Origin of the sequence: Streptomyces sp. F63 (genome assembly GCF_018070345.1) — a bacterium.
Classification (GTDB): Bacteria; Actinomycetota; Actinomycetes; order Streptomycetales; family Streptomycetaceae; genus Streptomyces.
Genome location: NZ_JAGPXX010000037.1, coordinates 23,988 through 47,373, shown reverse-complemented (window position 1 = coordinate 47,373; position 23,386 = coordinate 23,988). Strand labels below are relative to the sequence as shown.

Here is a 23,386-nt window from a genome sequence, read left to right as displayed (position 1 = left end):
GCTTACGTTTGCCGCTGCTCCGCCGAACGCTTGGCGGGCATTCTTCCTCCGGGACGCCGAATCCTGCCGCCGGAGGGGGAAAACCACGACCACCACGGCAGGAGCGGGGGACCCACAGGTAAGTCGCCGGACCGTGTGACACACCACACGGTGCGGCTTGGGGTGAAGACGCGCAGGGCGGCCGAGCCGACCGTGCAAATGCGTCCGGGCAACTCCAGCCCGAACCCGACAGCTCACCTCGCAGGCGTAGGAGAGGAAATACCCCTATGTCTCGCGGACGTCATCGCCGTACTCGCACGAATCGTCTTTCCCTCGCCACGCTCGCCGTCGCCACCGGCGGCGCGGGCCTCGCCCTCCCCCTCGTCGGCGCCACCGGCGCCAGCGCCGCCTCGGTCGAGACCTGGGACAAGGTCGCCGAGTGCGAGAGCACCAGCAACTGGAGCATCAACACCGGTAACGGCTTCTACGGTGGCCTGCAGTTCACGCAGAGCACCTGGGCGGCCTACGGCGGCACCGAGTTCGCGCCGCGCGCGGACCTCGCCACCAAGGACCAGCAGATCGCGGTGGCCGAGAAGGTGCTCGCGGGCCAGGGCCCCGGCGCCTGGCCGGTCTGCTCCGTCAAGGCCGGTCTCACCCGCGGTGGTGAGGCCCCCGCCGTCGACACCGGCGCCAAGCAGCAGGGCCAGGCCGGGTCCGCCGCGAAGAAGGAGGCCCCCGCGGCCGCCCCCAAGGCCGCGCCGAAGGCCGAGAAGAAGGCCGCGCAGCCGTCTCCGTCGGACGCGGACAGCACGAAGACCTCTTCGTACACCGTCGTCAGCGGTGACACCCTCGCCAGGATCGCCGAGGCCAAGGGCGTCGAGGGCGGCTGGAAGAACCTCTACGAGGACAACCGCGAGGTCATAGGGGGCAACCCCGACCTGATCTTCCCGGGTCAGAAGTACTCGCTGGACGGCGGGAAGGCCACTCCGAAGGCGGAGGCCCCCAAGGCCGCGCCGAAGGCGGAGAAGTCCGAGGCCAAGACCGAGGCCAAGGCTCCGGCCAAGGCCGCCGAGAAGCCGGCCGCCCAGCAGGCCAAGGCGAACACCGCGGGCTTCACCGCCCCGGTCGCCGCTTCCCCGAGCACCCCGTACCGGGCCTCGGGCAGCAGCTGGTCCAGCGGTTACCACACCGGCGTCGACTTCTCCGTTCCCACCGGCACCTCGGTGAAGTCGATCGGCTCCGGCACGGTCGTCTCCGCGGGCTGGGCCGGCGCGTACGGCAACGAGGTCGTCGTCCGGCACGCCGACGGCAGGTTCAGCCAGTACGCCCACCTGTCCTCGCTGTCCGTCTCGGCCGGCCAGACGGTGCAGGGCGGCCAGCAGCTCGGCCTGTCCGGCTCGACGGGCAACAGCACCGGCCCGCACCTGCACTTCGAGGTGCGGACCGGCCAGGGCTACGGCTCCGACGTGGACCCGCTGGCCTACCTGCGGGGCAAGGGCGTCAGCATCTGACCTCCCCGCACCGCGCGGCACCATCCGGGGTGCCCGTTCCCGCCCGGCGGGAACGGGCACCCCGCCGTTGGCGGGCGGGCACCGCGGCGGCATTCCGGAATGCGATCTTCCGGGGCGGTGGGCGGAAGGCCCGGGCGGCCCTCGCGGGCGCACCATGCGCCAGCAGGAGTTACGCCGGGAAACAGGCTTCCCTCCGGCCACGCTTTTTCAAGATTCACTTCCCCGGAATCCGATAATCGTCCTGCGAATTCCCGGAATCGGTTGTGACGGGGAATGCCCCCGCCTATCTTGGGCACGGCCCGCGAACTCCCTTGCGCGGCCCCCTTTTTCGGCCCCAGCGCAGGAGAGGACCCCAGCCGATGCCCCCCACCCGCGGACGGCACCGCCGGCACCAGCCGAGCCGGATCTCCCAGGCATCGTTGACCGTCACCGCCGGAGGCGCGGGCATCGCCCTCCCGCTGGTGGCCGCCGCGAGCGCGAGCGCCGCCTCCTCCGGCACCTGGGACCGGGTCGCCGAGTGCGAGAGCGGCAACGACTGGGACATCAACACGGGCAACGGCCACCACGGCGGCCTCCAGTTCTCCCAGAGCACCTGGGAGGCGTTCGGCGGCACCGAGTTCGCGCCGCGCGCCGACCTCGCCACCCGGGAACAGCAGATCGCGACAGCCGAGAAGGTCCTGGACGGCCAGGGCCCCGGCGCCTGGCCCGGCTGCGGACCGCGGGCCGGTCTCGCCCGCGGCGGCGACGGCGCGGAGACCGCGCCGGCCGCGGACCGGTCCGGCCCGCGCGCCGAGCAGGCGCGGCAGAAGGCGAAGGCCCCCGGGCCGGCCGGGCCCCAGCAGCGGCAGCAGCGCGCGGAGCGGAAGGCGAAGGACCCGGCGCAGGCCGCTCCCGCCACCCGCACGCCCGGCTCCCGCACCACCGACTCGTACCGGGTCGTCAGCGGCGACACGCTGTTCGGCATCGCCCGCGGCCACGCCGTCGACGGCGGCTGGCAGGGGCTCTACGAGGCCAACCGCGAGGTCATCGGCGAGGACCCCGATCTGATCCTCCCGGGCCAGCGGCTCTCCCTGCGCGGCGGGCCGTCCTCCGGTTCCGCCGGGGGCGCCGAGAACCCGGAGCGCACGGCCTCCGAGCGCCGCGCGGCCCCGGCCCCGGCCCCGGCCCCGGAGAAGAAGACCGGGAAGGCGGCGAAGCGGAAGGCCGCCCCGGAGAAGAAGGCTCCGCGGGCCGCCCCGGAGAAGAAGCGGACCGAGCGGAAGAAGGAGCGCTCCGGCGGGGAGCGGGCCGCCCGCTCGGGCTCCGGCTCCGGCGGCGCGTTCTCCGCCCCCGTCGCCGGCGCCTCGCCGAGCACCCCGTACCGGGCCTCCGGCGGCAGCTGGTCCAGCGGCTACCACACCGGCGTCGACTTCCCGGTCGCCACCGGCACGTCGGTCAGGGCCGTCGCCTCCGGCCAGGTCGTCTCGGCCGGTTGGGCCGGCGCGTACGGCTATCAGGTGGTGCTGCGGCACGGTGACGGCCGGTACAGCCAGTACGCCCACCTCTCGCAGCTCTCCGTACGGGCCGGGCAGCAGGTCCCCGCGGGACAGCAGCTCGGCCGCTCCGGCTCCACCGGCAACAGCACCGGCCCGCACCTGCACTTCGAGGTCCGCACCGGGCCGGGCTACGGCTCCGACATCGACCCGCTGGCCTATCTGCGCGGGCGCGGGGTCGCGATCTGACCCGGGCGGCCCGAACCGGGCGCGACCCGGTCCCGGCGCGCCGCCCGGTCACGGACCGAACCGCGAACACACGCGACCGGGCGGGGCGGACCGCCCCCGTGACCGCCCACCGCCGCGGGCGGGCCGTGCCCCGGCTCAGACCGCCGCGTCCCGCCGCCGGGCGGCCAGGCCCGGCAGCAGCTTCTCCGGGAGGACCGGCAGGGCGCGGACGCGCACGCCCGTGGCGTGGTGCACGGCGTTCGCCACCGCCGCCGCCGTCCCCACGGCACCGATCTCCCCGATGCCCTTGGCGCCCATCGGGTTGAGCCGGCCGTCCTCCTCGTCCAGCCAGCGCACCTCGATGTCCGGCACGTCGGCGCAGGTGGCCACGGGATACAGCGCCAGGTCCCGCTCCGCGAAGTCGCCGAACCCCGGGTCCAGGGTGCTGTGTTCCATCAGCCCCATCGACAGGCCCATCACCATGCCGCCGGCGAGCTGCGAGCGCGCCGTCCGCGGATTGAGGATCCGCCCGGCGGCGAACACCCCGAGCAGCCGCCGGAGCCGGGTCTCCCCGGTGTCCATGTCCACCTGGACCTCGGCGAACTGGGCGCCGAAGGCCCGCCGCGCGTACTCCCGCGTGCGGACCGCGACCTCCTCCGCCGTGTCCGCGCGCACCGTCAGGCCCGTCTCCGGCGGCGTCCCGCCGTGCCGCGCCAGCTCGCGCCGCAGTTCCCGGCAGGCCTTGTGCACCGCCCAGCCCCAGGACGCGGTGCCCGACGAGCCGCCCGCCACCGGGGCCCGCGGCAGATCGCTGCTGCCGATCTCGATCCGCACCCGGTCCAGGGGCGCGCCCAGGGCGTCGGCCGCGATCTGTGCCAGCACCGTGCGGGCCCCGGTGCCGATGTCCGTGGCGTCGATCCGCACCCGGTAGCCGCCGCCGGCGTCGGCGCGGGCCTCCGCCGCCGCGGGGGAGACGCTCGCCGGGTGGCCGGAGGCGGCGACCCCGGTGCCGACCAGCAGCCGCCCCTCGGCACGCGTGCCCGGCCGCGGATCGCGGTCCCGCCAGCCGAACCGGTCCGCCCCCTCGCGCAGGCACTCCGCCAGCAGCCGGCTGCTGAACGGGCGCCCGGAGTCCGGCTCCCGCGCGGTCTCGTTGCGCAGCCGGAGCTCGACGGGGTCCAGCCCGCAGGCGATGGCCAGTTCGTCCATCGCCGACTCCAGGGCGAACATGCCCGGGCACTCGCCGGGAGCCCGCATCCAGGACGGCGTCGGGACGTCGAGCCGGGTGAGCCGGTGCGTCGTACGGCTGTGCGGACTGGCGTACATGGAGCGGCCCGGGGTCGCGGCCTGCTCGGTGAACTCCTCCAGGGTGGAGCTGTAGGTGAACACCTCGTGGGACAGCGCCGAGATGCGCCCCATGCCGTCGGCGCCGAGGCGCACCCGGTGCTCAGTCGCCGGCCGGTGGCCGACGACGGCCGCCAACTGGTGCCGGGGCAGCGCCAGTTTGACGGGGCGGCCGGTCTCCCGGGCGGCCATCGCCGCCAGCACGACGTGGGGCCGCGGGGTGCCCTTGGCGCCGAAGCCGCCGCCGACGTGCCCGGAGACGACGGTGATCAGCTCCTCGTCCGTACCGAAGAGGGCGGCGAGGGCCTCCCGCACCGGGCCCGCGCCCTGGCTGGAGTCGTACACGCGCAGCCGCGGACCGATCCAGAGCGCGGTGGCGGCGTGCGGCTCCAGCGGATGGTTGTGCAGCGGCGGAACCCGGTACGCGGCCTCGAAACGGATCTCCGAGGCCGCGAACGCCATCGTGACGTCGCCGCGCACCCGGTCCGCCGGAACGCCGCCGTTCGCCCGCTCCGGCGCGTACATCCCCGGGTGGTCCGCGGTGAAGTGCGCGTCGTGCGGCTCGGCCGCGTACTCCACGCGGACCGCGGCGGCCGCCTCCCGCGCCGCCTCCGGTGTCGCGGCCACGGCGAGCGCCACGTACTGCCCGCGGTGCGCGACCCGGGGCGACTGGAGGACGAGCAGGGTCGCGTCGCCCGGGTCGCCGAGCCGGGGTGCGTTCTCGTGCGTGAGCACGGCCAGCACGCCCGGGACGGCCAGGGCGGCGGCCGTGCCGACCGCCGTGATCTCGCCGCGGGCGACCGCGGCGGGCACCGGCCAGGCGTGGGCACAGCCCTCGACGGGGTGCTCGGCGGCGTACCGGGCGGCACCGGTGACCTTCTCCCGGCCCTCCAGCCGGGCCACGGGCTCACCGAGCGGGGAGCCGCCCGGGGGCCGTGCTCCGCCGCGGCCCCCGCCGCCGGCCCCCGGCCCGCCGCGCCCGGGTGCGGCGGGCCGGTCGTCACCGGGCCCACGCCCGCCGTTGCCGTTGCCGTGGTGGCTCGTGTGTTCGGTCACGGCGTCTCCCAGGGCCCCTCGGGATGCGGCCCGCCGTCCCCGTCCCGTTCGGTCAGTCCGGTCAGTCCGGTCAGGGTGCGCACGGTGAGGGAGCGCAGCAGCGGCACCTTGAAGGCGTTGTCCCGCAGTGGTTCGGCCGGGGCCAGTTCGGCGTCGACGGCCCGCGCGAAGGACTCGGCGGTCGCCGGGGCCCCCAGCAGCCGCTCCTCCGCGGTCCGGGCCCGCCACGGCCGCGCGGCGACCCCGCCGAAGGCCAGCCGCACCCCGCGGACGGTCCCGCCGTCCACCCGCAGCGCCGCCGCCACCGACACCAGCGCGAAGCTGTACGAGGCCCGGTCGCGCACCTTGCGGTAGACCGAGTCCGCCGCCTCCGGCACCGCGCCCAGCTCGACATGCGTGATCAGGTCGCCGTGGTCCAGCACGGTGTCGCGCTCCGGGCTGCCGCCGGGCAGCCGGTGCAGCCCGGCCACCGGCACCGTCCGGGTCCCCGACCGGCTCCGCACACGTACCGCGGCGTCCAGGGCCGCCAGGGCGACGGCCATGTCGGAGGGGTGGGTGGCCACGCAGGACGGCGAGGCGCCGAGCACGGCCAGCTCGCGGTGCACCCCCTCGCGGGCCGGGCAGCCCGTGCCCGGCTCCCGCTTGTTGCAGGGCTTGCCGGGGTCCTGGAAGTACGGGCAGCGGGTGCGCTGGAGCAGATTGCCGCCCACCGTCGCGGCGTTGCGCAGCTGACCGGACGCGCCGGCCAGCAGGGCCTGGGACAGGGCGGGATAGCGGGTGCGCACGGCGTGGTCGGCGGCCAGGTCGCTGTTGCGCACGGCGGCTCCGATCAGCAGACCGCCGGCGGAGGTGCGTTCGACGGTGTCGTACGGCAGCGCGGTGACGTCGACCAGCAGGTCGGGCTGCTCGACACCGAGCTTCATCAGATCCACGAGATTGGTGCCGCCGCCCAGATAGCGGGCGCGGGGCGAGGAGCCCAGCGCGGCCACGGCCGCCCCGGCCTCGGTCGCCCGTTCGTAGCGGAACGGCTTCACCAGGCGCCGCCCTCGGGGTCCCGGCCGCCGGGGGCGGTCCCGGTGCGGGCCACGTCGCCGACCGCGCGGACGATGCCCCCGTACGCGCCGCAGCGGCAGAGGTTGCCGCTCATCCGCTCCCGGATCTCCGCCCCGTCCGCCGGCACCGGCAGGCCCGGCGGGTGATCCGCCGGGGTCACGGCGCTGGGCCGGCCCGCGCCCATCTCCCGGAGCGCGCCGATCGCGGAGCAGAGCTGGCCGGGGGTGCAGTAGCCGCACTGGTAGGCGTCCCGGTCGAGAAACGCCTCCTGCAGCGGGTGGAGCCGGGCGCTTCCGGGGGGCTCCCCGGTGGCCAGCCCTTCGACGGTGGTGATCCGGGCACCGTCGTGGGCGACGGCCAGCAGCAGGCAGCTGTTCATGCGGGTCCCGCCGACGAGCACCGTGCAGGCGCCGCACTGCCCGTGGTCGCAGCCCTTCTTGGCGCCCGTCAGGTCCAGCCGTTCGCGCAGCACGTCGAGCACGGTGGCGCGGTTGTCGACCACCAGGTCCCGGGGCTCCCCGTTGACGTGGAGCGTGACGGGGGTGGTGACGGGCGTGGTGTGCGCCGGTGCGGTCATGGGGCCTCCCGGTCGCCCGGCCGGAGGGAGGGGCGGCGCCGGGCGGACGCGTCGGACGGACAGGAGAACAGGAGAAGCGGACACGGACGGGGACGGGGACGGGTACGGGGACGGGTACGGGGACGGAGCGGCCGGGGCGGGCCGGTGGAACGGCGGACGGGACGGGAACGGCCGGGCGGACCGGCTCGGCGGCCCGGGCCCCGGGCCGTCCGCGCATCCGTCCGTCCGTGACGTCCTGTCACCGTCCCGTCCCCGGACAGGGTGTCGGTAACCGCCCGTGGCCGGTCCGAAACAGCGGCGGCCGCCCGTCACCCGCCGGGCGTCCGCCGGGTGCGCGTCCACTCCAGCAGGCCGTCCGCCGTCCAGGTGTTGACGACGCGCCCGGCGGGGACGCCGCACTCCTCCGCCCGGACGCAGCCGTACGGCTGCCAGTCCAGCTGGCCGGGCGCGTGGGCGTCGGTGTCGACGGCGAAGAGCACCCCGGCGTCCACGGCCCGGCGCAGCAGCGCGCGCGGCGGGTCCAGCCGCTCCGGGCGGCAGTTGATCTCGACGGCGGTGCCCGACCCGGCGCAGGCGGCGAAGACCTTCTCCGGGTCGAACCGCGAGGGCGGGCGGGCCCGGCCGGAGAGCAGCCGCCCGGTGCAGTGGCCGAGTACGTCGACCAGCGGGTTGCGCACCGCGCGGACCAGCCGGCGGGTCATCGCCGCCTCGTCCATGGCCAGTTTGGAGTGCACGGAGGCCACCACCAGGTCGAGCCGGTCCAGCAGCTCGGGCTCCTGGTCGAGCGAACCGTCGGCGAGGATGTCGCACTCGATGCCGGTCAGCAGCCGGAACGGCGCCAGCCGCTCGTTCAGCTCCGCGACCACGCCGAGCTGTTCCCGCAGCCGCTCGGCGGACAGGCCGCGGGCGACCGTCAGCCGGGGGGAATGGTCCGTGAGCACCGCCCACGCGTGGCCCAGGGCGGCCGCCGTGAGCGCCATGTCCTCGATGGGGCTGCCCCCGTCGGACCAGTCGGAGTGCAGATGGCAGTCGCCGCGCAGGGCGGCGCGCAGTTCCGCGCCGCCCGCGGCGAGCGGGCCGGCCGATTCCGCCTCCAGCCGCTCCAGATAGCCGGGCACCCCGCCGCCGAGCGCCTCCCGTACGACCTTCGCGGTCTTGGGCCCGATGCCGTTCACCGCCTCCAGCGAACCGGCCGCCGCCCGCCGTGCCACCTCCTCGCCGGGCAGCTCCGCGACGACGGCCGAGGCGGTGCGGAACGCCCGCACCCGGTAGGTGGGGGCCTGGGCGCGCTCCAGCAGAAAGGCGATCCGGTCCAGCGCCGCCACCGGTTCCATGCGGGGTCTCCTTCCGCCCTCCGGGGCCGTTCCGCGCCCGTTCGCGCGCGTACGCCTTCTCCGTCCACCGTCGCGTACCCCGCGCCCGTTCGCGCGCCGAGCGGTTGCCCGGCATGAGCCGGGGAATACGCTGACCCGCAGCGGCCGGACGACAGGAATCGGAAAGCGCCCATGCGGACATCGGCCCTCGTGGTCATCGACATGGTGAACACCTACGACCATCCGGACGCCGACCGGCTCATTCCCTCGGTGCGGGAATCCCTGCCCGCGATGAAGGACCTGATCGAAAGGGCCCGTGCCGAGGGCGTCGATGTCATCTACGTCAATGACAATTTCGGCAGATGGCGTTCCCACCACGACGAAATCCTGGACCTGGCGCTCTCCGGTCCGCACGCCGGGCTGGTGGAGCCGGTCCGCCCCGACAAGAACTCCCTCTTCGTCCTCAAGGCGCGGCACTCCGTCTTCTTCCAGACACCGCTGGAATACCTGCTCACCCAGTACGGGATCGGCCGTGTCGTGCTCTGCGGCCAGGTGACCGAGCAGTGCGTCCTGTACTCCGCGCTCGACGCGCACATCCGCCATCTCGCCGTGGCCGTTCCGCGGGACGCGGTCGCCCATATCCACCGTGACCTCGCGGATGCCGCACTGCGCATGATGGAGCGCAACATGGGCGCCGAGATCTGTGCCGCCGCCGACATCCGGTTCCGATCGCCGTGACACCGCGGCACCACCCGAGGAGGCCCCTCCCGTGACAGCGCAGAGCAGTTCCGGGGACACCGCCCGCCCCGTCGCCGTGATCACCGGAGCCGACTCCGGGATCGGACGCGCCACCGCCGTGCGCCTGGCCGGGCAGGGCATGGACATCGGCATCACCTGGCACGAGGACGAGGAGGGGGCGCGGGAGACGGCCGAGGAAGTGCGCGGCCTCGGCCGGCGCGCCGCTCTGCGGCGGACCGACCTCACCCGGCTGCCGGAGGCGGCCGGTGTCGTCGACGCACTCGCGGACGAGCTGGGGCGGATCGACGTCCTCGTCAACAACGCCGGTACGGGCACCGCCACCCCCTACCTCGACATCGACCACGCCACGGTGCGGCGGGTCCTCGACGTCGACCTCGTGGGGCCGTTCCTCTGCGGGCAGCGCGCCGCGCACCGGATGATCCGCCGGGGGAGCGGCGGCCGGATCGTCAACGTCACCAGCGTCCACGAGCACCAGCCGCGGGTCGGCGCCGCTCCGTACTGCGCCGCCAAGGGCGGGCTGGGCCTGCTCACGCAGGTGATGGCGCTGGAACTGGCGGAGCACGGCATCACCGTCAACGCCGTGGCCCCCGGGGAGATCGCCACCCCGATGACCGGCCAGGAGGACACCGATGTGCGCACCGAGTCCCGCCCGGGGGTGCCGCTGGGCCGGCCGGGGGACGCCCGCGAGGTCGCCGCGGTGATCGCCTTCCTCGCCGGCCCGGACTCCGGGTACGTCACCGGCGCCTCGTGGGCCGTGGACGGCGGGATGCTGCGGATGGGGCCGATGGCCGGCTCCCACCTGGGGAGCGACGCCTGGCGCCGGGGCTGAGCCGCCCCGCCCGGCCGGGCGTCAGTGGTCCTCCGACGTCACCGTGAACAGCCCGCCCTGGCTGTCCCGCAGCGTCGCCTCCCACCCGTGCTGGGACTGCTCCGGCGGAGCGACGACCTCCCCGCCCAACGCCGCCGCGTGCTCGGCCGCGGCGGGCACGTCGCCCACGCAGAAGTACACGTGCCAGCGCGGCCGGATCCGCGGGTCCGGCGCCGACTCCAGGGCGCCGCCGCGCAGGCCCCCCACCGTGCGGCCCTCGATCCGGACGAGCACCTGCTCGTCCGCGTACCGGACGTCGCAGCGCTCGGGCGGCTCGGTGTCCCAGCCCAGCACCTGGCTGTAGAAGATCGTCGCGGCGAAGACGTCCCGGGTGCGCAGCTCGATCCAGGACGGGAAGCCCGGCCCCCGCCGGACCGGCCACTCCGGTTCGGTGTAGCCCTCCCAGATGCCGAACGGGGCGCCCATCGGGTCGGCCGCCCACGCGACCCGCCCCGGGCCGAACGAGATCGGCCCGACGGCGACCGTGGCCCCCCGCTCCCGGATGCGGTCGGCCGCCTTGTCGGCGCTCCCGACCGCGAAGTACGGGGACCAGGCGACGGGAAATCCCATGGAGCGGGCCAGCGCCCCGATGCCGGCGACGGGCTCGCCGTCCTTGTACGCGACCACGTACTCCTTGCGGTGGAAGGCGGGCCGGAACTCCCAGCCCAGCAGCGCGTGGTAGAAGTCCAGCGAAAGCCGGAGATCACTCGTGATCAGGCTCACCCAGCAGGGTGCGCCCTGCACCACGGGGGTTGTGGCCGACATTCCGGCTCGCCTCGCTCTCTCTGGGTGCCGCTGGTGCCGTCGGTGCCGCCCGGGGGATCCGCCGTCCGCCGCCGTGCCGTTCCGGCCGGGGCGGTGCCGTGCCGCATCCGCGGGCGCCCGCCGCGGCCCCGCGCCACCGGCCGCCCGCGGGGCTCCCGGGCGGCCGCCGGGGCGGGGCCGGGGGCCGGGCGGGGGCTCACCGCCGGGCCCGGCTGGGCTGGACCCGCTTCGGCTCACCCGCGGCCCTCGGGTGCTGCGGCGGGTACGGGAGGTCCTCCAGGCCGTGGTCGCGCTCGTCCCGTTCGGCCAGTTCCAGCGCCGCGTCCAGCCGGCAGGGGTACCGCTCCATGTCGGCGTGCACGTCGCCCAGGTCGGCGTACCGCACGGGCATGGTGGCCAGGTCGAAGTCCTCGGGCACGGCGTGCGGCACCTCCTCCCACAGCAGCGGGGCGGAGACCGGCGCGTGCGGCCGGGGGCGCACCGAGTAGGCGCTGGCGACGGTGCGGTCGCGCGCCGTCTGGTTGTAGTCGACGAAGATCTTCGGGCCGCGCTCCTCCTTCCACCAGGCGGTGGTGATCCGCTGCGGCGCGCGCCGCTCCAGTTCCCGGGCGATGGCGATCGCGGCCCGGCGCACCTGCGGGAACGTCCAGCGCGGCTCAAGGGGCACGAAGACGTGCAGCCCGCGCCCGCCCGAGGTCTTCGGCCAGCCCCGCAGGCCCAGCCCCTCCAGCACGTCCCGGAGCTCCTGCGCGGCGCGGACGGCCTCCCGGTAGCCGGTGCCGGGCTGCGGGTCGAGGTCGATCCGCAGCTCGTCCGGGTGCTCGGTGTCCCCGCGCCGCACCGGCCACGGGTGGAACGTCAGGCAGCCGAGGTTGGCGGCCCACAGCACGGCCGCCGGCTCACGCGGGCAGATCTCGTCCGCGTGGCGGCCGCTGGGGAAGGAGATGCGCCCGGTGGGGATCCAGTCGGGGAGGTTCGCCGGGGCGCGTTTCTGGAAGAACGACTCGCCCGTCACCCCGTCGGGGTAGCGCTCCAGGGTGGTGGGCCGGTTCCGCAGGGCCCGGGTGATGCCCTCGCCGACCGCCAGGTAGTAGCGGGCGACGTCGAGCTTGGTGAAGCCGCGTTCCGGGAAGTACACCTTGTCCGGATGGGACAGTTGTACGACCCGGCCGCCGACCGTGAGCTGCGCCGTCTCTGCCATGCCGCCACGGTAGGCCGGGGCGGCGCGGCCCGCCTCCCGGCGGACTCCGCTCCGGGGGCGCCGCGGGTGTCCTCTCCGGCGGGCGGCGGGCCGCCGGAGGACGCAGAATCGGCCCATGGACCTCCCGGTGATGCCGCCCGTGCGCCCGATGCTGGCGAAGAGCGCGGCCCGGATCCCGGCCGGCATGCTGTACGAGGCCAAGTGGGACGGCTTCCGCGCCCTGGTCTTCCGCGACGGCGACGAGGTGGAGATCGGCAGCCGCTCCGGCAGACCCCTCAACCGCTACTTCCCCGAGCTGGTGGCGGCCTTCCGGGAGCGGCTACCCGGGCGCTGCGTCCTCGACGGCGAGATCGTCGTCGCGCGCGGGCCCCGGCTGGACTTCGACGCGCTGCTGGAGCGCATCCACCCGGCCGCTTCCCGGGTGCGGCTGCTCGCGGAGCGCACCCCGGCGAGCTTCGTCGCCTTCGATCTGCTGGCCCTCGGTGACGACTCCCTGCTGGACACCCCGCAGCGGAAGCGCCGGGCGGCGCTGGAGGCCGCCCTCGCGGGGGCGGGCGCGCCCGTCTTCACGGCCCCGGCGACCCGCGATATCGAGCTGGCGCGCCGCTGGTTCGAGCAGTTCGAGGGCGCGGGCCTGGACGGTGTCGTCGCCAAGCCGCCCGGCCTCGGCTACCGGCAGGGGGAGCGCGTCATGGTCAAGGTGAAGCACGAGCGGACCGCCGACTGCGTGCTGGCCGGTCTCCGCCCGCACAAGAGCGGCCCGGTCGTCGGCTCCCTGCTGCTCGGCCTGTACGACGACGCGGGACGGCTCCAGCACGTCGGCGTCTGCGCGGCGTTCCCCATGCGGCGGCGCGCGGAGCTGATGGAGGAGCTGGCGCCGCTGCGCATGGAGTCGGCCGAGGGCCACCCCTGGGCGGACTGGGCCGAGGAGGAGCACCGGCGGGGCCGGATGCCGGGTGCCCCCAGCCGCTGGGCCGGGGGGAAGGACCTGTCCTGGGTGCCGCTGCGCCCGGAGCGGGTCTGCGAGGTGGCGTACGACCACATGCAGGCCGGGCGTTTCCGGCACACGGCCCGGTTCCGCCGCTGGCGGCCGGACCGGGTTCCGGAGTCGTGCACGTACGCGCAGCTGGAGGAGCCGGTCGGCTACGACCTGTCGTCGGTCCTGCCGGGCTGAGGGTTCCCGGCGCGGGAGCTCCCGGCGCCGCGGCTCCCGTGCTCGTGCTGGAGGCCGTCCGGCCACTTGCGGGTGTCGCGCGGCTCGACGTACGGCTCCACGTCCTCGGGGTGGCCGGCCTTGACGGCGCGTTCCCGGGCCAGCTCGGCGTCGAACTCCAGGCCGAGCAGGATGGCCAGGTTGGAGATCCACAGCCAGACCAGGAAGATGATGACGCCGGCCAGGGTGCCGTAGGTCTTGTTGTACGAGCCGAAGTTGGCGACGTAGAACGCGAAACCGGCCGAGGCGAGCAGCCACACCGCCACGGCGATCAGGCTGCCGGGGGTGACCCAGCGGAAGCCGCGGCCCCGGACGTTGGGCGCGGCCCAGTAGAGCAGGGCGATCATCAGGACGACCAGGATCAGCAGGACGGGCCACTTGGCGATGGACCACACCGTCATCGCCGTGTCGCCCAGGCCGATCATGTCCCCGGCGCGCTGGGCGAGCGGGCCGGTGAAGACCACGATGAGGGAGCTCGCCGCGAGCATCACCATCAGGGCCACGGTCAGCACCAGCCGCAGCGGGGTGATCTTCCAGGCGGGGCGGCCCTCCGGCAGGTCGTAGACCGCGTTCGAGGTGCGGATGAACGCGGCGATGTAGCCGGATGCCGACCACACCGCGACCGCCAGGCCGACGAGGGCGATGACGCCGCTGGTGGAGCTGTTGTCCTGCAGCTGGGTCACGGCCCGGTCGAGGATGTCGCGGGCCGCGCCGGGGGCCAGGGACTGCAGGTTGTCCAGGAGCTTGTCGGTGGCCGACTCGCCGACCACACCCAGCAGCGAGACGAGCACCAGCAGCGCCGGGAAGATCGACAGCACGCCGAAGTAGGTCAGGGCGGCGGCCCGGTCCTGGAGGTCGTCGTCCTGGAACTCCTTGACGGTCCGGCGCAGCACCTCCTTCCAGGAGCGGGAGGGCAGCTCGCCCGGTCCGTCCGGGGCGGCGCCCCCGGAGGGGCCGTCCGGGGCGGCTCCGCGGGCCTTGTCGTGATCGTTCGTCGGTCGCATGGTCTCCGGGTCCCCCGGACGGCCGCCGTCAACCGGGCCGGTTGTCGGCGGCGAGCCCGCGGCGGAGGCGGCGCGGGCCGGGGGAGTGGGCGTTCCCGCTGGTCAGGGAGGTGTCCGCAGGCGTGCCCGCCGGTCCCGTGCGAGAGCGGCCCGGCGGGCGGGGACGGGCCTCCCGCCGCTCCGTGTGAGCAAGACCACCGGCCGCCGCTGGAGCCGCGCGCCCGGCGGGAGTTGGACCGCGGGCCTGCCGGGAGCGGCGCGGTCCGGCTGTCGCCGGGCCCCGGGTGTCTGTGAGGATGACCGCCGTCGGCCCTGCCCCGCCGGCCGTCTCCGGGCGGTCCCGGCGGCCGGGCCCGCATGCCGGACACCTCTCCCCGGCATCCCGGACCGGGGCCCGGCACCGCGAGAGCCGGGCCCCGGCCGGGGATCACCCCGCCGCGCGGCGCCCGCCCGGCGCGCGTCACCCCTCGGTGCGGGCGCCGAGTTCCCGCGGCGGCAGCGGGGCGGCGGAGGGGCGGCGGAGGGGCGGCGGAGGAGTGGCGCGGAGGGCGCGCTCACCCCTGACGCGCGGCCCGGGCCACGGCGCGCAGGTAGCGGCGCAGGGCCAGCCGCTGGGCCCCGCGCGCCACCGGCCCGGCGAGCCGGGTGTACCGGGCGGCGGCGCGGGAGAAGACGGCGATCTCGGCCCGTACGGTGCCGTCGTCGTCCCGGACGACGGTGAACGACTCCTCCCCGCACTCCGGATGGCCCGGCAGCGAGCCGTAGGCGAAGCCGGTCCGGTCGGGACCGTACTCGGCCCACAGCACCCGGCAGGGGATCAGCGGTCCCGGCAGCCGCAGCCCGCCGGGCCGCGGCACCAGCAGCACGGTGCCGCCCTCCTCGGCGGGCGTGTCCGGGTGCGGGGCGAGCCCGGCGGCGCGCTGCGGCCCCCAGCTCAGGACGAAGGCCCCGGCCCGCTCGTAGGCTCCCGGGCCGCTGCCGATCCGCAGGGAGCGCCGGGTCCGCAGCGGATATCCGGCGGGGAGCGGGCCGCCCCGGGTGGCGCCGGTCTCCGGGTAGGTGGGCTCGGCGGCGCACGCCGCTCTGTACGCGTGTTCGATGTCACGGGCCATGGTCCGGACCATAGGCGCGCCCGGCCACCCGCGGGGACGGCGGCCGCGGCACGCTCCGTGACACCGCCCGGCAGATCGGTGACATTCGGTTTGTCCTGCTTTGTTCCGGTTACCGCGGACCGCAGGCTCCAAGAGCCGGGCCCGGCGGAACACCCCGGCCGGGCAGGCCGCCGAGCACCTCCGGGAGGACCGCGATGGGCAGCACAACAGCGCAGAAGACCGCGGCGCACGGCACCGCACCGGTCGATCTGGCCGGGAAGAACGCCATGGTGACCGGCGGTGCCCGCGGCCTGGGCGCCTCGATCAGCCGGACCCTGGCGCGGGCGGGGGCCGCCGTCGACGTGGCGGACGTCCGGCGCGAACTCGCCGAGGACCTGTGCCGCGAACTCAAGGCCGAGGGCCACCAGGCGCGCTACACCGAACTCGACGTCCGCGAACCGGCCGTGGCGGCGCGGTTCTTCCGGGATCTCGACCAGGTGGGACGGCCCCTCGACATCCTCGTCAACAACGCCGCCGTGGACGTCTCCAAGCCGATCGAGCACCTGTCGGCCGACGAGGTCACCCGGGTCGTCGGCACCAACCTGCTCGGGCCGATGTACCTGTGCCTGGAGGTCTACCGGCGGATGGTGGCCCGCGGCAGCGGCCACATCGTGAACATCCTCTCCACGGCCGCCAACCGCACCTGGACCGAGGCCGGCCCCTACGCGGCGGGCAAGTCGGGGCTGCGCGCCTTCACTCACACGCTGTTCCAGGAGGCGCAGCGCGACTGCCTGGGCATCGGCGTCACGGGCGTCATCGCCGGCGGCATGGAGACCCCCTTCGTCCTCGACCGCTTCCCGGACGCGGACACCAGCAAGCTGCAGAGCCCCGACATCGTCGCCGACGCGGTGCTCTACGCCCTGTCGGTGCCGGAGGGCAGCGTCATCCCCGAACTCGTGGTGGTCCCGCGCTGCGAGACCTCCTGGCCGTGACCCGGCCGAGCCGGGACGGCCATCGGTATCGGTACGGGAACCGGGACGACGGGCGAGGAGAGGCGGAGTGACGGTGGACCGGAAACCGCGGAGCGCCTTCCGCACGGGCCGCGCCGGCACGGCCTCCGGCCCCCGCCCCGTGCCCGGGACCCCGGTGGCCCCGGCGGCACCCGCCGCGCCCGGGCCGGAGGGGGCGCGGGCCGGTCCCGGCGGGCCGCCGTGGAGCGGACCGCTGCCGGGCGGCGGCGACCCCTCGGGGCACGGCGGCCACGGCACACCGTGCGGGCCCGGCGCCGGCCCGCCGGGGGACGGCGGTCCGTACGGCCACCTCCACGCGTACGGGGAGTCGCGCGGCCACGAGGCGCCGCCCCCCGACCGCATGCAGGCGATCCTGGACGCCACCAAGCACGTGGCCGGGCTGCTCAAGGCGGCCGGGCACCCCTTCGCCCTGGCCGGCGGTGTGGCCGCGTACGCGCACGGCAACATGGCCCGGCTCGAACACGACGCCGACTTCTGTGTGCTCCCCGAGGACGCCGAAGCGGTCGCGGGCACCCTGCGGAAGGCCGGTCTCCCCGTCTACGACCCGCCCGAGGACTGGCTGTTCAAGGCCCGCTGCCGGGGACAGGACGTCGATCTCATCTACGAACTCAAGCAACTGCCGGTGACCGGGGAGCTTCTGGACCGCGCCGAGATCCTGCCGGTGGACTCGGTCGTGATGCCCGTTCTGGCACCGACGGACCTGCTCATCGGTCTGCTCAACGCCCTCTCCGAACACCACTGCGACTTCAGCGGGGTGCTGCCGCTGGCCCGCACCCTGCGGGAGAAGATCGACTGGGCCCGGGTGCGGCGCGTCTGCGGGGACGCCCCCATGCCCGACGCCTTCCTCTACCTCCTCGAACGTCTCCGCGTCATCGCCCCGCGCGGCACCCCCGGCCCGGCGGCCCCGGCCGCGGCCGGGGGCACGGACACGAGCGGGGACGGGCACGGGCACGGGGACGGGCACGGGCACGCAGCCCCCGCACACGGGACACCGCACGGAACGCCGCGGGCGGCGACGGCGCCGGGCGACCCGCGGCAACGGCCGGAAGGACACCGGGCATGACACACCACCACGCGCGCGGCGGCGCCGGAGGCGACCGGGCATCCGGTGGCACCGCGACCACGGAGTACCGGCTCGCCCACCTCCAGGAACGGCTGGCCCGGGAGGGCAGCGGCGACATGGGCATCCGCCTGGAGATCCGCGGCGGCAGCCTGCTGCTGACCGGCACGGTGCCCTCGGCCGCCCACCGCGAGGAGATCCTGCGCATCGTCGCGGAGGTCCTGCCCGACGTCCCGGTCCGCAGCGACATCGGGCTGACCGACCACAGCGCGCCCGGCCGCCCGGAGGAACTGTCGTGATCCGCGTCGCGGCCGTGGGCGACATCCACATGGCACCGGACAGCCGCGGACTGCTCCGCCCGGCCTTCGCCACCCTCGGCGACCGCGCCGACCTCTTCCTGCTCGCCGGTGACCTCACCCGGCACGGCACCCCGGAGGAGGCCCGCGTCGTCGCGGAGGAGATCAGCGGGCTGGCCGTACCGGTCGTCGCCGTCCTCGGCAACCACGACTATCAGGACGACCGGCCGGAGGAGGTCGCGGACATCCTCCGCTCCGCCGGCGCGACCGTGCTCGAGGGCGGCAGCACGGTGCTCCGCGTGGACGGCACACCCGTCGGGATCGCGGGCGTGAAAGGCTTCTGCGGCGGCTTCGCGGGGCGCAGCGCGGGGGAGTTCGGCGAACCGGAGATGAAGGCGTTCGTCCGCTCCACCCGGCTCAGCGCCGACAGCCTGCGCAGGGAACTGGAGGACCTGGCCGGGCAGGAGTGCCTGCTGCGCATCGCGCTCACCCACTTCGCACCCGTGCGCGACACGCTCGCCGGGGAGCCCGAGGAGATCTACCCGTTCCTCGGCAGCTACCAGCTCGCCGAGGCCATCGACGGTGCCGGGGCCGACCTGGCCGTGCACGGCCACGCGCATCTGGGCACCGAGCACGGCATGACGGGCGGCGGCGTGCCGGTGCGCAACGTCGCCCAGCCCGTCATCCGGCGGGCGTTCGGCGTCTACCACCTGGCGTGCGACGCGGGAGCCGGAGCAGCCGGGGAAGAGGGACGGCCGGCTTACGCCGACCGGGGCATGTCCTGAGGGCCGCTGATTGGCCCGGTCCGGTCCGGGTACTGCGGACGGACGGCCGTCACCGTGACGCCGCGCACTCCGTACCACCAGGAGGAGACATGGCCGAGAAGATCAACCCGATCGAACTGCAGAAGGCTCTCAAGGGCGCCGACTACCCGGCGGACCGGAAGTCCCTCGCCTCGCTGGCCGAGAGCAACGGGGCGGACCGCAAGGTCGTCGAGAAGATCCAGAGCCTCGGCCAGAAGAAGTTCACCGGCCCCGACCAGGTCGAGAAGGCCGTGGCCCAGGAGCAGTGAACCGGCCGGTGCGGAAAGGAGAGCTTCCCATGGACGCCGCCGAGAAGGCAGCGATACCCGGAGCCGGCGGGCCCGCGGGGCCCGCCGGAGCCGCCGGGCCGGTCACGGACACGGCCGCGGCGGTCACGGACACGGCCGCGGCGCGGCGCGCGGAGCCGGCCGCGGCCGGGGCGCCGGGCGACGGCGCCCGCCGCTGGGACCACGCCGTCGTCACCGGCGGAGCCGGCTTCGTCGGCTCCCATCTGTGCACGGCCCTCCTCGCGGAGGGAACAGCCGTCACCTGCGTGGACGACTTCTCCACCGGCACGCCCGGGAACATCGCGCACCTGCGGGACCACCCCGGTTTCACGCTGCTGCGGGCCGACGTCGGCGAACCGTTCGCCGGGCACGTCCCCGCACCGGTGGACCTCGTCCTGCACTTCGCGTCCCCCGCGTCGCCCGCCGACTATCTGCGGCTGCCCCTGCACACCCTGGACACCGGCAGCCTCGGCACCCGCAACGCGCTGGCGCTCGCCCGCGAGCGGGGCGCCCGCTTCGTCCTCGCCTCCACCTCCGAGGTCTACGGCGACCCGCTGCAGCATCCGCAGAGCGAGCGCTACTGGGGCAACGTCAACCCGGTCGGCCCGCGCAGCGTCTACGACGAGGCGAAGCGCTTCGGTGAGGCGCTGACCACCGCGGAGGCCGCGGCCCGCGGCACGGACGCCGGCATCGTCCGGCTCTTCAACACCTACGGCCCGCGGATGCGCGGCCACGACGGGCGCGCCGTGCCCACCTTCATCCGGCAGGCGCTGGCGGGCGAACCGCTGACCGTCACCGGTGACGGGCGGCAGACCCGCTCCCTCGCCTACGTCGACGACACCGTCCGGGGCGTCCTCGCCCTGGCCGCCTCGGACCTCCTCGGGCCCGTCAACCTCGGCAACCCGGACGAGATCACCATGCTCGACCTGGCGCACAAGGTCATCGACCTCACCGGTTCCCCGTCCACCGTCCGCTTCGTCGAACGGCCGACGGACGACCCGGCCGTGCGCTGCCCGGACATCACCCTGGCCCGCGGCAAGCTCCAGTGGGCACCGCTCGTCGACGCCGGGGAGGGGCTGGCCCGCACCATCGCCTGGTACCGGGAGCACTCCGGGGCGGCGGCCGCCTGAGCGCGGCGCGGCGGCACCGGGCCCGCGGCCGCCGGCGGCGGGCCCCGGCCCCTTCCTCCCTGCCCACCGAGACCTTCGCGGCTCCGGCCGCCGAAAGAGCGGAGACCCATGCGCATCCTCGGAATCAACGCTCTCTTCCACGACCCCGCCGCGGCGCTCGTCATCGACGGACACACCGTCGCCGCCGCCGAGGAGGAACGCTTCTCGCGGCGCAAGCACGGCAAGCGGCCCGTGCCCTTCTCCGCCTGGGAGCTTCCGGAGAAGGCCGCCGCCTGGTGCCTGGCCGAGGCCGGCCTGCGCCCCCAGGACCTGGACGCGGTCGCGTACTCCTTCGACCCCGGGCTCGCCCGGCCCGCGGACGCGATGGGCCTGGACGACCCCTGGGACCACCTGCGGCTCGCCTACGCCCGCGAGGCGCCCGGCTTCCTGCGGACCGCGCTGCCCGGACTCGACCCGGAGAAGGTGCGGTTCGTCCCGCACCACATGGCGCACGCCGCCTCCGGCGCGCTGGCCGCACCGGGCGCCGAGACCTCCTCCGTCCTCGTCCTCGACGGACGCGGCGAGGCCACCTCGCACCTGGCCGGGCGGCGCACCGGCGACCGCATCGAGCCGCTGTACGGGCAGGAGCTGCCGCACTCGCTCGGCCTGGTCTACGAGGAACTGACGGAGCATCTGGGCTTTCTGCGCTCCTCCGACGAGTACAAGGTGATGGCCCTCGCCTCGTACGGAACCCCGCGCATGCTCGGCGAGCTGCGGAAGTACGTGTACGCCACCGGCGACGGCGGCTTCCACGCCGCCGGCGTGCCCTGGGAGGAGCTGAGCTCCCCGCTCCGCCCGGGCGAGGCGTGGCGGCAGGAACACGCCGACCTGGCCGCCAGTGCCCAGGCGTGCCTGGAGGAGACGCTGCTCGACCTGGTGCGCTGGCTGCACGGCCGGACGCACGACTCCGTGCTGACGATGGCCGGGGGCGTGGCGCTCAACTGCGTGGCCAACTCCCGCATCGCCCGCGAGGGCCCGTTCGACCGGGTGTGGGTGCAACCCGCCTCCGGTGACGCCGGCACGGCCCTCGGCGGCGCGCTGTACCTCGCGGCGGGCGGCGGCGACCGCACCGAACCCCTGGCCGGGGCGGACCTCGGCCGCCGCTGGTCCGACGCCGAACTGGAGGGCTGGCTGAAGACCGCCGCCGTCCCTTACGAGCGGCCCGCCGACGTCGCCGAGACCGTCGCCGAGGCACTGGCGGACGACCGGATCGTCGCCTGGTTCCAGGGGCGCTCGGAGTACGGGCCGCGGGCCCTCGGGCACCGCTCGCTGCTGGCGCACCCGGGCCGTTCCGGGAATCTGGAGCGGCTGAACGACGTCAAGGGCCGCGAGCAGTTCCGCCCGGTGGCGCCGATGGTTCTCGCCGACCGCGCCCCCGAGATCTTCGACGGGCCGATGCCCAGCCCGTACATGCTCTTCGTGCACGAGGTGGCCGAGGAGTGGCGGGACCGCATCCCGGCCGTGGTGCACGTGGACGGAACCGCCCGCATCCAGACCGTCGACCCGGTGGGCGAACCCCTGGTCGCCCGGATGCTGGGCTCCTTCGAACGGCGGACCGGACTGCCCGTCGTCGTCAACACCAGCCTCAACACGGCCGGCCGGCCCATGGTGGACGACCCGCGCGACGCGCTGGAGTGCTTCGGCTCCTCCCCGGTCGACCTGCTCGCCATCGGCCCCTTCGTGGTGCGCCGGGGCACGTTCTTCGCCGGCGGGCATCCGGACGCGGCGTCCGCCGCCGAACCGCTGTCCGCGACGGACGCGGAGGGCTTCGCGGCCGCGGGCTCCGTCCCCTCCTACGGCACACCGGACGGTGTGTCGGCCCGGCCGGCCCGGCCGGCCCCGGTCCGCGAACCGGTGTCCGGCCGCGGTGCCGCACCGGTGGGCAGCGCCACCGGAACGGGAGCCGCGGGGGCGGGCGTCGCCGGGGCCGGAATCACCGGGGCGGGCGCCACCGGAACGGGCGCCACCGGAACGGGCGCCACCGGAACGGGGGTCACGGGGGCGGCGGGCCCGGAGGAGGCCGCGCCCGGCGGCGGCACCGGCACCACGGGGATGCCCCGATGAGCGTCCCGGACCACGGAACGCCGCGGGACCCGGAGTACGCGGTCGTCATCCCCACCCTCGGCCGGCCCAGCCTCGGCGCCTGCCTGCGCGCCCTCGCCGCGGCCCTCGACACCGGCGGGCCGGCCCCCCGGCGGATCGTCCTCGTGGACGACCGGCCGCCGTACGACCCCACCCCCCTGGCCGTGGACGTCCCGGACCGCCTCCGGGCCCTGGTGACGAGCCTCCCCGGATGCGCGGGCGGACCCGCCGCCGCACGCAACGCCGGCTGGGAGGCCGCACCCGAACCGTGGATCGTCTTCCTCGACGACGACGTCCTGCCCGGACCCCGCTGGGCGACGGACCTCGCGGCCGACCTGGCCGCCGCCGGCCCGTCGACGGCCGGCACCCAGGCCCGGATCACCGTCCCCCTCCCCCGGGACCGCCCGCCCACCGACTGGGAGCGCAACACGGCCGGGCTCGCCACCTCCCAGTGGATCACCGCCGACATGGCCTACCGGCGCTCCGCCCTCGCAGCCCTCGGCGGCTTCGACGAGCGCTTCCCGCGCGCCTTTCGCGAGGACGCCGACCTGGCCCTGCGCGCCCTGGACGCCGGGTGGACCCTGACCATCGGCAGCCGCCGCACCACCCACCCGGTGCGGCCGGCCGACCGCTGGGTCTCCGTGCGCACCCAGGCCGGCAACGCCGACGACGTCCTGATGAACCGGCTCCACGGCCGCGGCTGGTGGGCCCGCGCGGGAGCGCCGCGCGGCCGGCTGCCCCGCCACCTCGCGGTGACGGCGGCCGGCACCGGCGCCCTGGCCCTCGCCGCGGCGCGGCGGCCCCGCGCGGCGGCGCTCTCCGCGGCGCTGTGGCTGGCCGGCACGGCGGAGTTCGCCGTGGCCCGGATCCTGCCCGGCCCGCGCACCCGGGACGAGATCACCACCATGGCGCTCACCAGCGCCGTGATTCCGCCGGTCGCGGCCTGGCACTGGACGCGGGGCCTGCTGCGCCACCGCCGCGAACGGCCACGGGAGCCCGGCGCGCCCCCGCCGGACGGCACCGGCCGCGCGGACCGGGAGCACATGGACGGCCCCGTCCGCTGATCCCGCCGGCGCGGGAGAGACGGGGAGCGGGGGAGAGACCCCGGGCTCGGCGAACCCGGTGGCATGGGTGAGGGCCGGGCGCGGCGCCAACGGCGCCGCCGCGCCCGGCCCTTGGCCGCGCCCGGCCCTTGGCCGCGCCCGGCCCTTGGCCGCGCCCGGC

The 23,386-nt window shown here is 75.8% G+C and carries 19 protein-coding genes, 2 pseudogenes and 1 riboswitch; of the genes and pseudogenes, 13 read left to right on the top strand and 8 right to left on the bottom strand.

Annotation, left to right across the window (positions count from 1 at the left end):
* The first annotated feature begins 44 nt into the window (after positions 1-44).
* Positions 45-262, top strand: a riboswitch (cyclic di-AMP (ydaO/yuaA leader).
* Between the two features lie 4 nt (positions 263-266).
* Complete coding sequence (locus tag KBZ10_RS25885; protein ID WP_210990149.1) at positions 267-1,490, top strand: transglycosylase family protein; 1,224 nt, start codon at positions 267-269, stop codon at positions 1,488-1,490.
* 359 nt (positions 1,491-1,849) lie between these two features.
* A complete protein-coding gene (locus tag KBZ10_RS25880; protein ID WP_210990148.1) occupies positions 1,850-3,211 on the top strand; it encodes a transglycosylase family protein in 1,362 nt (453 codons plus the stop codon).
* 135 nt (positions 3,212-3,346) lie between these two features.
* On the opposite strand, the gene KBZ10_RS25875 is transcribed toward KBZ10_RS25880, so the two are convergent.
* The 4 genes from KBZ10_RS25875 to KBZ10_RS25860 form a co-directional block, all read right to left on the bottom strand.
* A complete protein-coding gene (locus KBZ10_RS25875; protein ID WP_210990159.1) occupies positions 3,347-5,437 on the bottom strand; it encodes a xanthine dehydrogenase family protein molybdopterin-binding subunit in 2,091 nt (696 codons plus the stop codon).
* 149 nt (positions 5,438-5,586) lie between these two features.
* The gene (locus tag KBZ10_RS25870) at positions 5,587-6,624 is read right to left on the bottom strand and encodes a xanthine dehydrogenase family protein subunit M (RefSeq protein ID WP_210990147.1); all 1,038 of its coding nucleotides are present in this window, start codon (positions 6,622-6,624) and stop codon (positions 5,587-5,589) included.
* On the bottom strand, positions 6,621-7,220 hold the full coding sequence (locus KBZ10_RS25865; protein WP_210990146.1) for a (2Fe-2S)-binding protein: 600 nt from the start codon (positions 7,218-7,220) through the stop codon (positions 6,621-6,623). The genes KBZ10_RS25870 and KBZ10_RS25865 overlap by 4 nt, the downstream gene beginning before the upstream one ends.
* Positions 7,221-7,528: 308 nt before the next feature.
* Complete coding sequence (locus KBZ10_RS25860) at positions 7,529-8,554, bottom strand: PHP domain-containing protein (protein WP_210990145.1); 1,026 nt, start codon at positions 8,552-8,554, stop codon at positions 7,529-7,531.
* A 171-nt stretch (positions 8,555-8,725) separates the two neighbouring features.
* On the opposite strand from KBZ10_RS25860, the gene KBZ10_RS25855 reads away from it, so the two are divergent.
* Both KBZ10_RS25855 and KBZ10_RS25850 read left to right on the top strand, forming a co-directional pair.
* Entirely contained in the window at positions 8,726-9,271 is a 546-nt protein-coding gene (locus tag KBZ10_RS25855; RefSeq protein ID WP_210990144.1) for a cysteine hydrolase family protein, read from the top strand.
* Positions 9,272-9,302: 31 nt separating this feature from the next.
* Complete coding sequence (locus KBZ10_RS25850) at positions 9,303-10,121, top strand: SDR family oxidoreductase (RefSeq protein WP_210990143.1); 819 nt, start codon at positions 9,303-9,305, stop codon at positions 10,119-10,121.
* Between the two features lie 21 nt (positions 10,122-10,142).
* Here KBZ10_RS25850 and KBZ10_RS25845 read toward each other — a convergent pair whose 3' ends face one another.
* Entirely contained in the window at positions 10,143-10,925 is a 783-nt protein-coding gene (locus tag KBZ10_RS25845; RefSeq protein WP_210990142.1) for a VOC family protein, read from the bottom strand.
* A gap of 196 nt (positions 10,926-11,121) precedes the next feature.
* Positions 11,122-12,126, bottom strand: coding sequence for a non-homologous end-joining DNA ligase (gene ligD / locus KBZ10_RS25840; protein WP_210990141.1), 1,005 nt, complete (start codon positions 12,124-12,126; stop codon positions 11,122-11,124).
* A gap of 115 nt (positions 12,127-12,241) precedes the next feature.
* Between ligD and KBZ10_RS25835 the strand changes: the two genes are divergently transcribed.
* Positions 12,242-13,300: an ATP-dependent DNA ligase gene (locus tag KBZ10_RS25835; RefSeq protein ID WP_210990140.1), complete on the top strand. Its 1,059-nt coding sequence runs from the start codon at positions 12,242-12,244 to the stop codon at positions 13,298-13,300.
* Here the strand turns inward: KBZ10_RS25835 and KBZ10_RS25830 are convergent.
* Positions 13,270-14,343, bottom strand: a complete 1,074-nt coding sequence (locus KBZ10_RS25830) for a YihY/virulence factor BrkB family protein (RefSeq protein ID WP_210990139.1) — start codon at positions 14,341-14,343, stop codon at positions 13,270-13,272. The two genes, KBZ10_RS25835 and KBZ10_RS25830, sit on opposite strands and share 31 nt — an antisense overlap.
* 554 nt (positions 14,344-14,897) lie before the next feature.
* Positions 14,898-15,455: a DUF1990 family protein gene (locus tag KBZ10_RS25825; RefSeq protein ID WP_210990138.1), complete on the bottom strand. Its 558-nt coding sequence runs from the start codon at positions 15,453-15,455 to the stop codon at positions 14,898-14,900.
* A 194-nt stretch (positions 15,456-15,649) separates the two neighbouring features.
* On the opposite strand from KBZ10_RS25825, the gene KBZ10_RS25820 reads away from it, so the two are divergent.
* The 8 genes and pseudogenes from KBZ10_RS25820 to KBZ10_RS25785 all read left to right on the top strand — a co-directional run bounded on the left by KBZ10_RS25820 (position 15,650) and on the right by KBZ10_RS25785 (position 23,226).
* A complete protein-coding gene (locus KBZ10_RS25820) occupies positions 15,650-16,426 on the top strand; it encodes an SDR family oxidoreductase (RefSeq protein ID WP_210990137.1) in 777 nt (258 codons plus the stop codon).
* A 232-nt stretch (positions 16,427-16,658) separates the two neighbouring features.
* A pseudogene (locus tag KBZ10_RS25815) lies at positions 16,659-17,357 on the top strand (hypothetical protein); the annotation flags it as partial.
* 167 nt (positions 17,358-17,524) lie between these two features.
* Positions 17,525-17,824, top strand: coding sequence for a BON domain-containing protein (locus KBZ10_RS25810; RefSeq protein ID WP_210990136.1), 300 nt, complete (start codon positions 17,525-17,527; stop codon positions 17,822-17,824).
* Positions 17,821-18,606 carry a metallophosphoesterase gene (locus tag KBZ10_RS25805; RefSeq protein ID WP_210990135.1) on the top strand — a complete coding sequence of 262 codons (786 nt, stop codon included), beginning with the start codon at positions 17,821-17,823 and terminating at the stop codon, positions 18,604-18,606. Before KBZ10_RS25810 ends, KBZ10_RS25805 begins: the two co-directional genes overlap by 4 nt.
* 89 nt (positions 18,607-18,695) lie before the next feature.
* Positions 18,696-18,893 carry a DUF2795 domain-containing protein gene (locus KBZ10_RS25800; protein WP_210990134.1) on the top strand — a complete coding sequence of 66 codons (198 nt, stop codon included), beginning with the start codon at positions 18,696-18,698 and terminating at the stop codon, positions 18,891-18,893.
* Positions 18,894-18,922: 29 nt separating this feature from the next.
* Positions 18,923-20,041, top strand: coding sequence for an NAD-dependent epimerase/dehydratase family protein (locus KBZ10_RS25795; RefSeq protein ID WP_210990133.1), 1,119 nt, complete (start codon positions 18,923-18,925; stop codon positions 20,039-20,041).
* Between the two features lie 108 nt (positions 20,042-20,149).
* Positions 20,150-21,793: pseudogene (locus KBZ10_RS25790) on the top strand (carbamoyltransferase); the annotation flags it as partial.
* Positions 21,794-22,140: 347 nt separating this feature from the next.
* Positions 22,141-23,226 (top strand): glycosyltransferase family 2 protein, encoded by a 1,086-nt coding sequence (locus KBZ10_RS25785; protein WP_210990132.1) that lies wholly within the window; start codon positions 22,141-22,143, stop codon positions 23,224-23,226.
* The last annotated feature ends 160 nt before the right edge of the window (positions 23,227-23,386 follow it).

Bases quoted from the DNA above. Each gene is read 5' to 3' on its own strand.
- KBZ10_RS25885 (WP_210990149.1), top strand. From the start codon at position 267: ATGTCTCGCGGACGTCATCGCCGTACTCGCACGAATCGTCTTTCCCTC.
- KBZ10_RS25880 (WP_210990148.1), top strand. From the start codon at position 1,850: ATGCCCCCCACCCGCGGACGGCACCGCCGGCACCAGCCGAGCCGGATC.
- KBZ10_RS25865 (WP_210990146.1), bottom strand. From the start codon at position 7,220: ATGACCGCACCGGCGCACACCACGCCCGTCACCACCCCCGTCACGCTC.
- KBZ10_RS25860 (WP_210990145.1), bottom strand. From the start codon at position 8,554: ATGGAACCGGTGGCGGCGCTGGACCGGATCGCCTTTCTGCTGGAGCGC.
- KBZ10_RS25855 (WP_210990144.1), top strand. From the start codon at position 8,726: ATGCGGACATCGGCCCTCGTGGTCATCGACATGGTGAACACCTACGAC.
- KBZ10_RS25845 (WP_210990142.1), bottom strand. From the start codon at position 10,925: ATGTCGGCCACAACCCCCGTGGTGCAGGGCGCACCCTGCTGGGTGAGC.
- ligD (WP_210990141.1), bottom strand. From the start codon at position 12,126: ATGGCAGAGACGGCGCAGCTCACGGTCGGCGGCCGGGTCGTACAACTG.
- KBZ10_RS25835 (WP_210990140.1), top strand. From the start codon at position 12,242: ATGGACCTCCCGGTGATGCCGCCCGTGCGCCCGATGCTGGCGAAGAGC.
- KBZ10_RS25830 (WP_210990139.1), bottom strand. From the start codon at position 14,343: ATGCGACCGACGAACGATCACGACAAGGCCCGCGGAGCCGCCCCGGAC.
- KBZ10_RS25825 (WP_210990138.1), bottom strand. From the start codon at position 15,455: ATGGCCCGTGACATCGAACACGCGTACAGAGCGGCGTGCGCCGCCGAG.
- KBZ10_RS25820 (WP_210990137.1), top strand. From the start codon at position 15,650: ATGGGCAGCACAACAGCGCAGAAGACCGCGGCGCACGGCACCGCACCG.
- KBZ10_RS25810 (WP_210990136.1), top strand. From the start codon at position 17,525: ATGACACACCACCACGCGCGCGGCGGCGCCGGAGGCGACCGGGCATCC.
- KBZ10_RS25800 (WP_210990134.1), top strand. From the start codon at position 18,696: ATGGCCGAGAAGATCAACCCGATCGAACTGCAGAAGGCTCTCAAGGGC.
- KBZ10_RS25795 (WP_210990133.1), top strand. From the start codon at position 18,923: ATGGACGCCGCCGAGAAGGCAGCGATACCCGGAGCCGGCGGGCCCGCG.
- KBZ10_RS25785 (WP_210990132.1), top strand. From the start codon at position 22,141: ATGAGCGTCCCGGACCACGGAACGCCGCGGGACCCGGAGTACGCGGTC.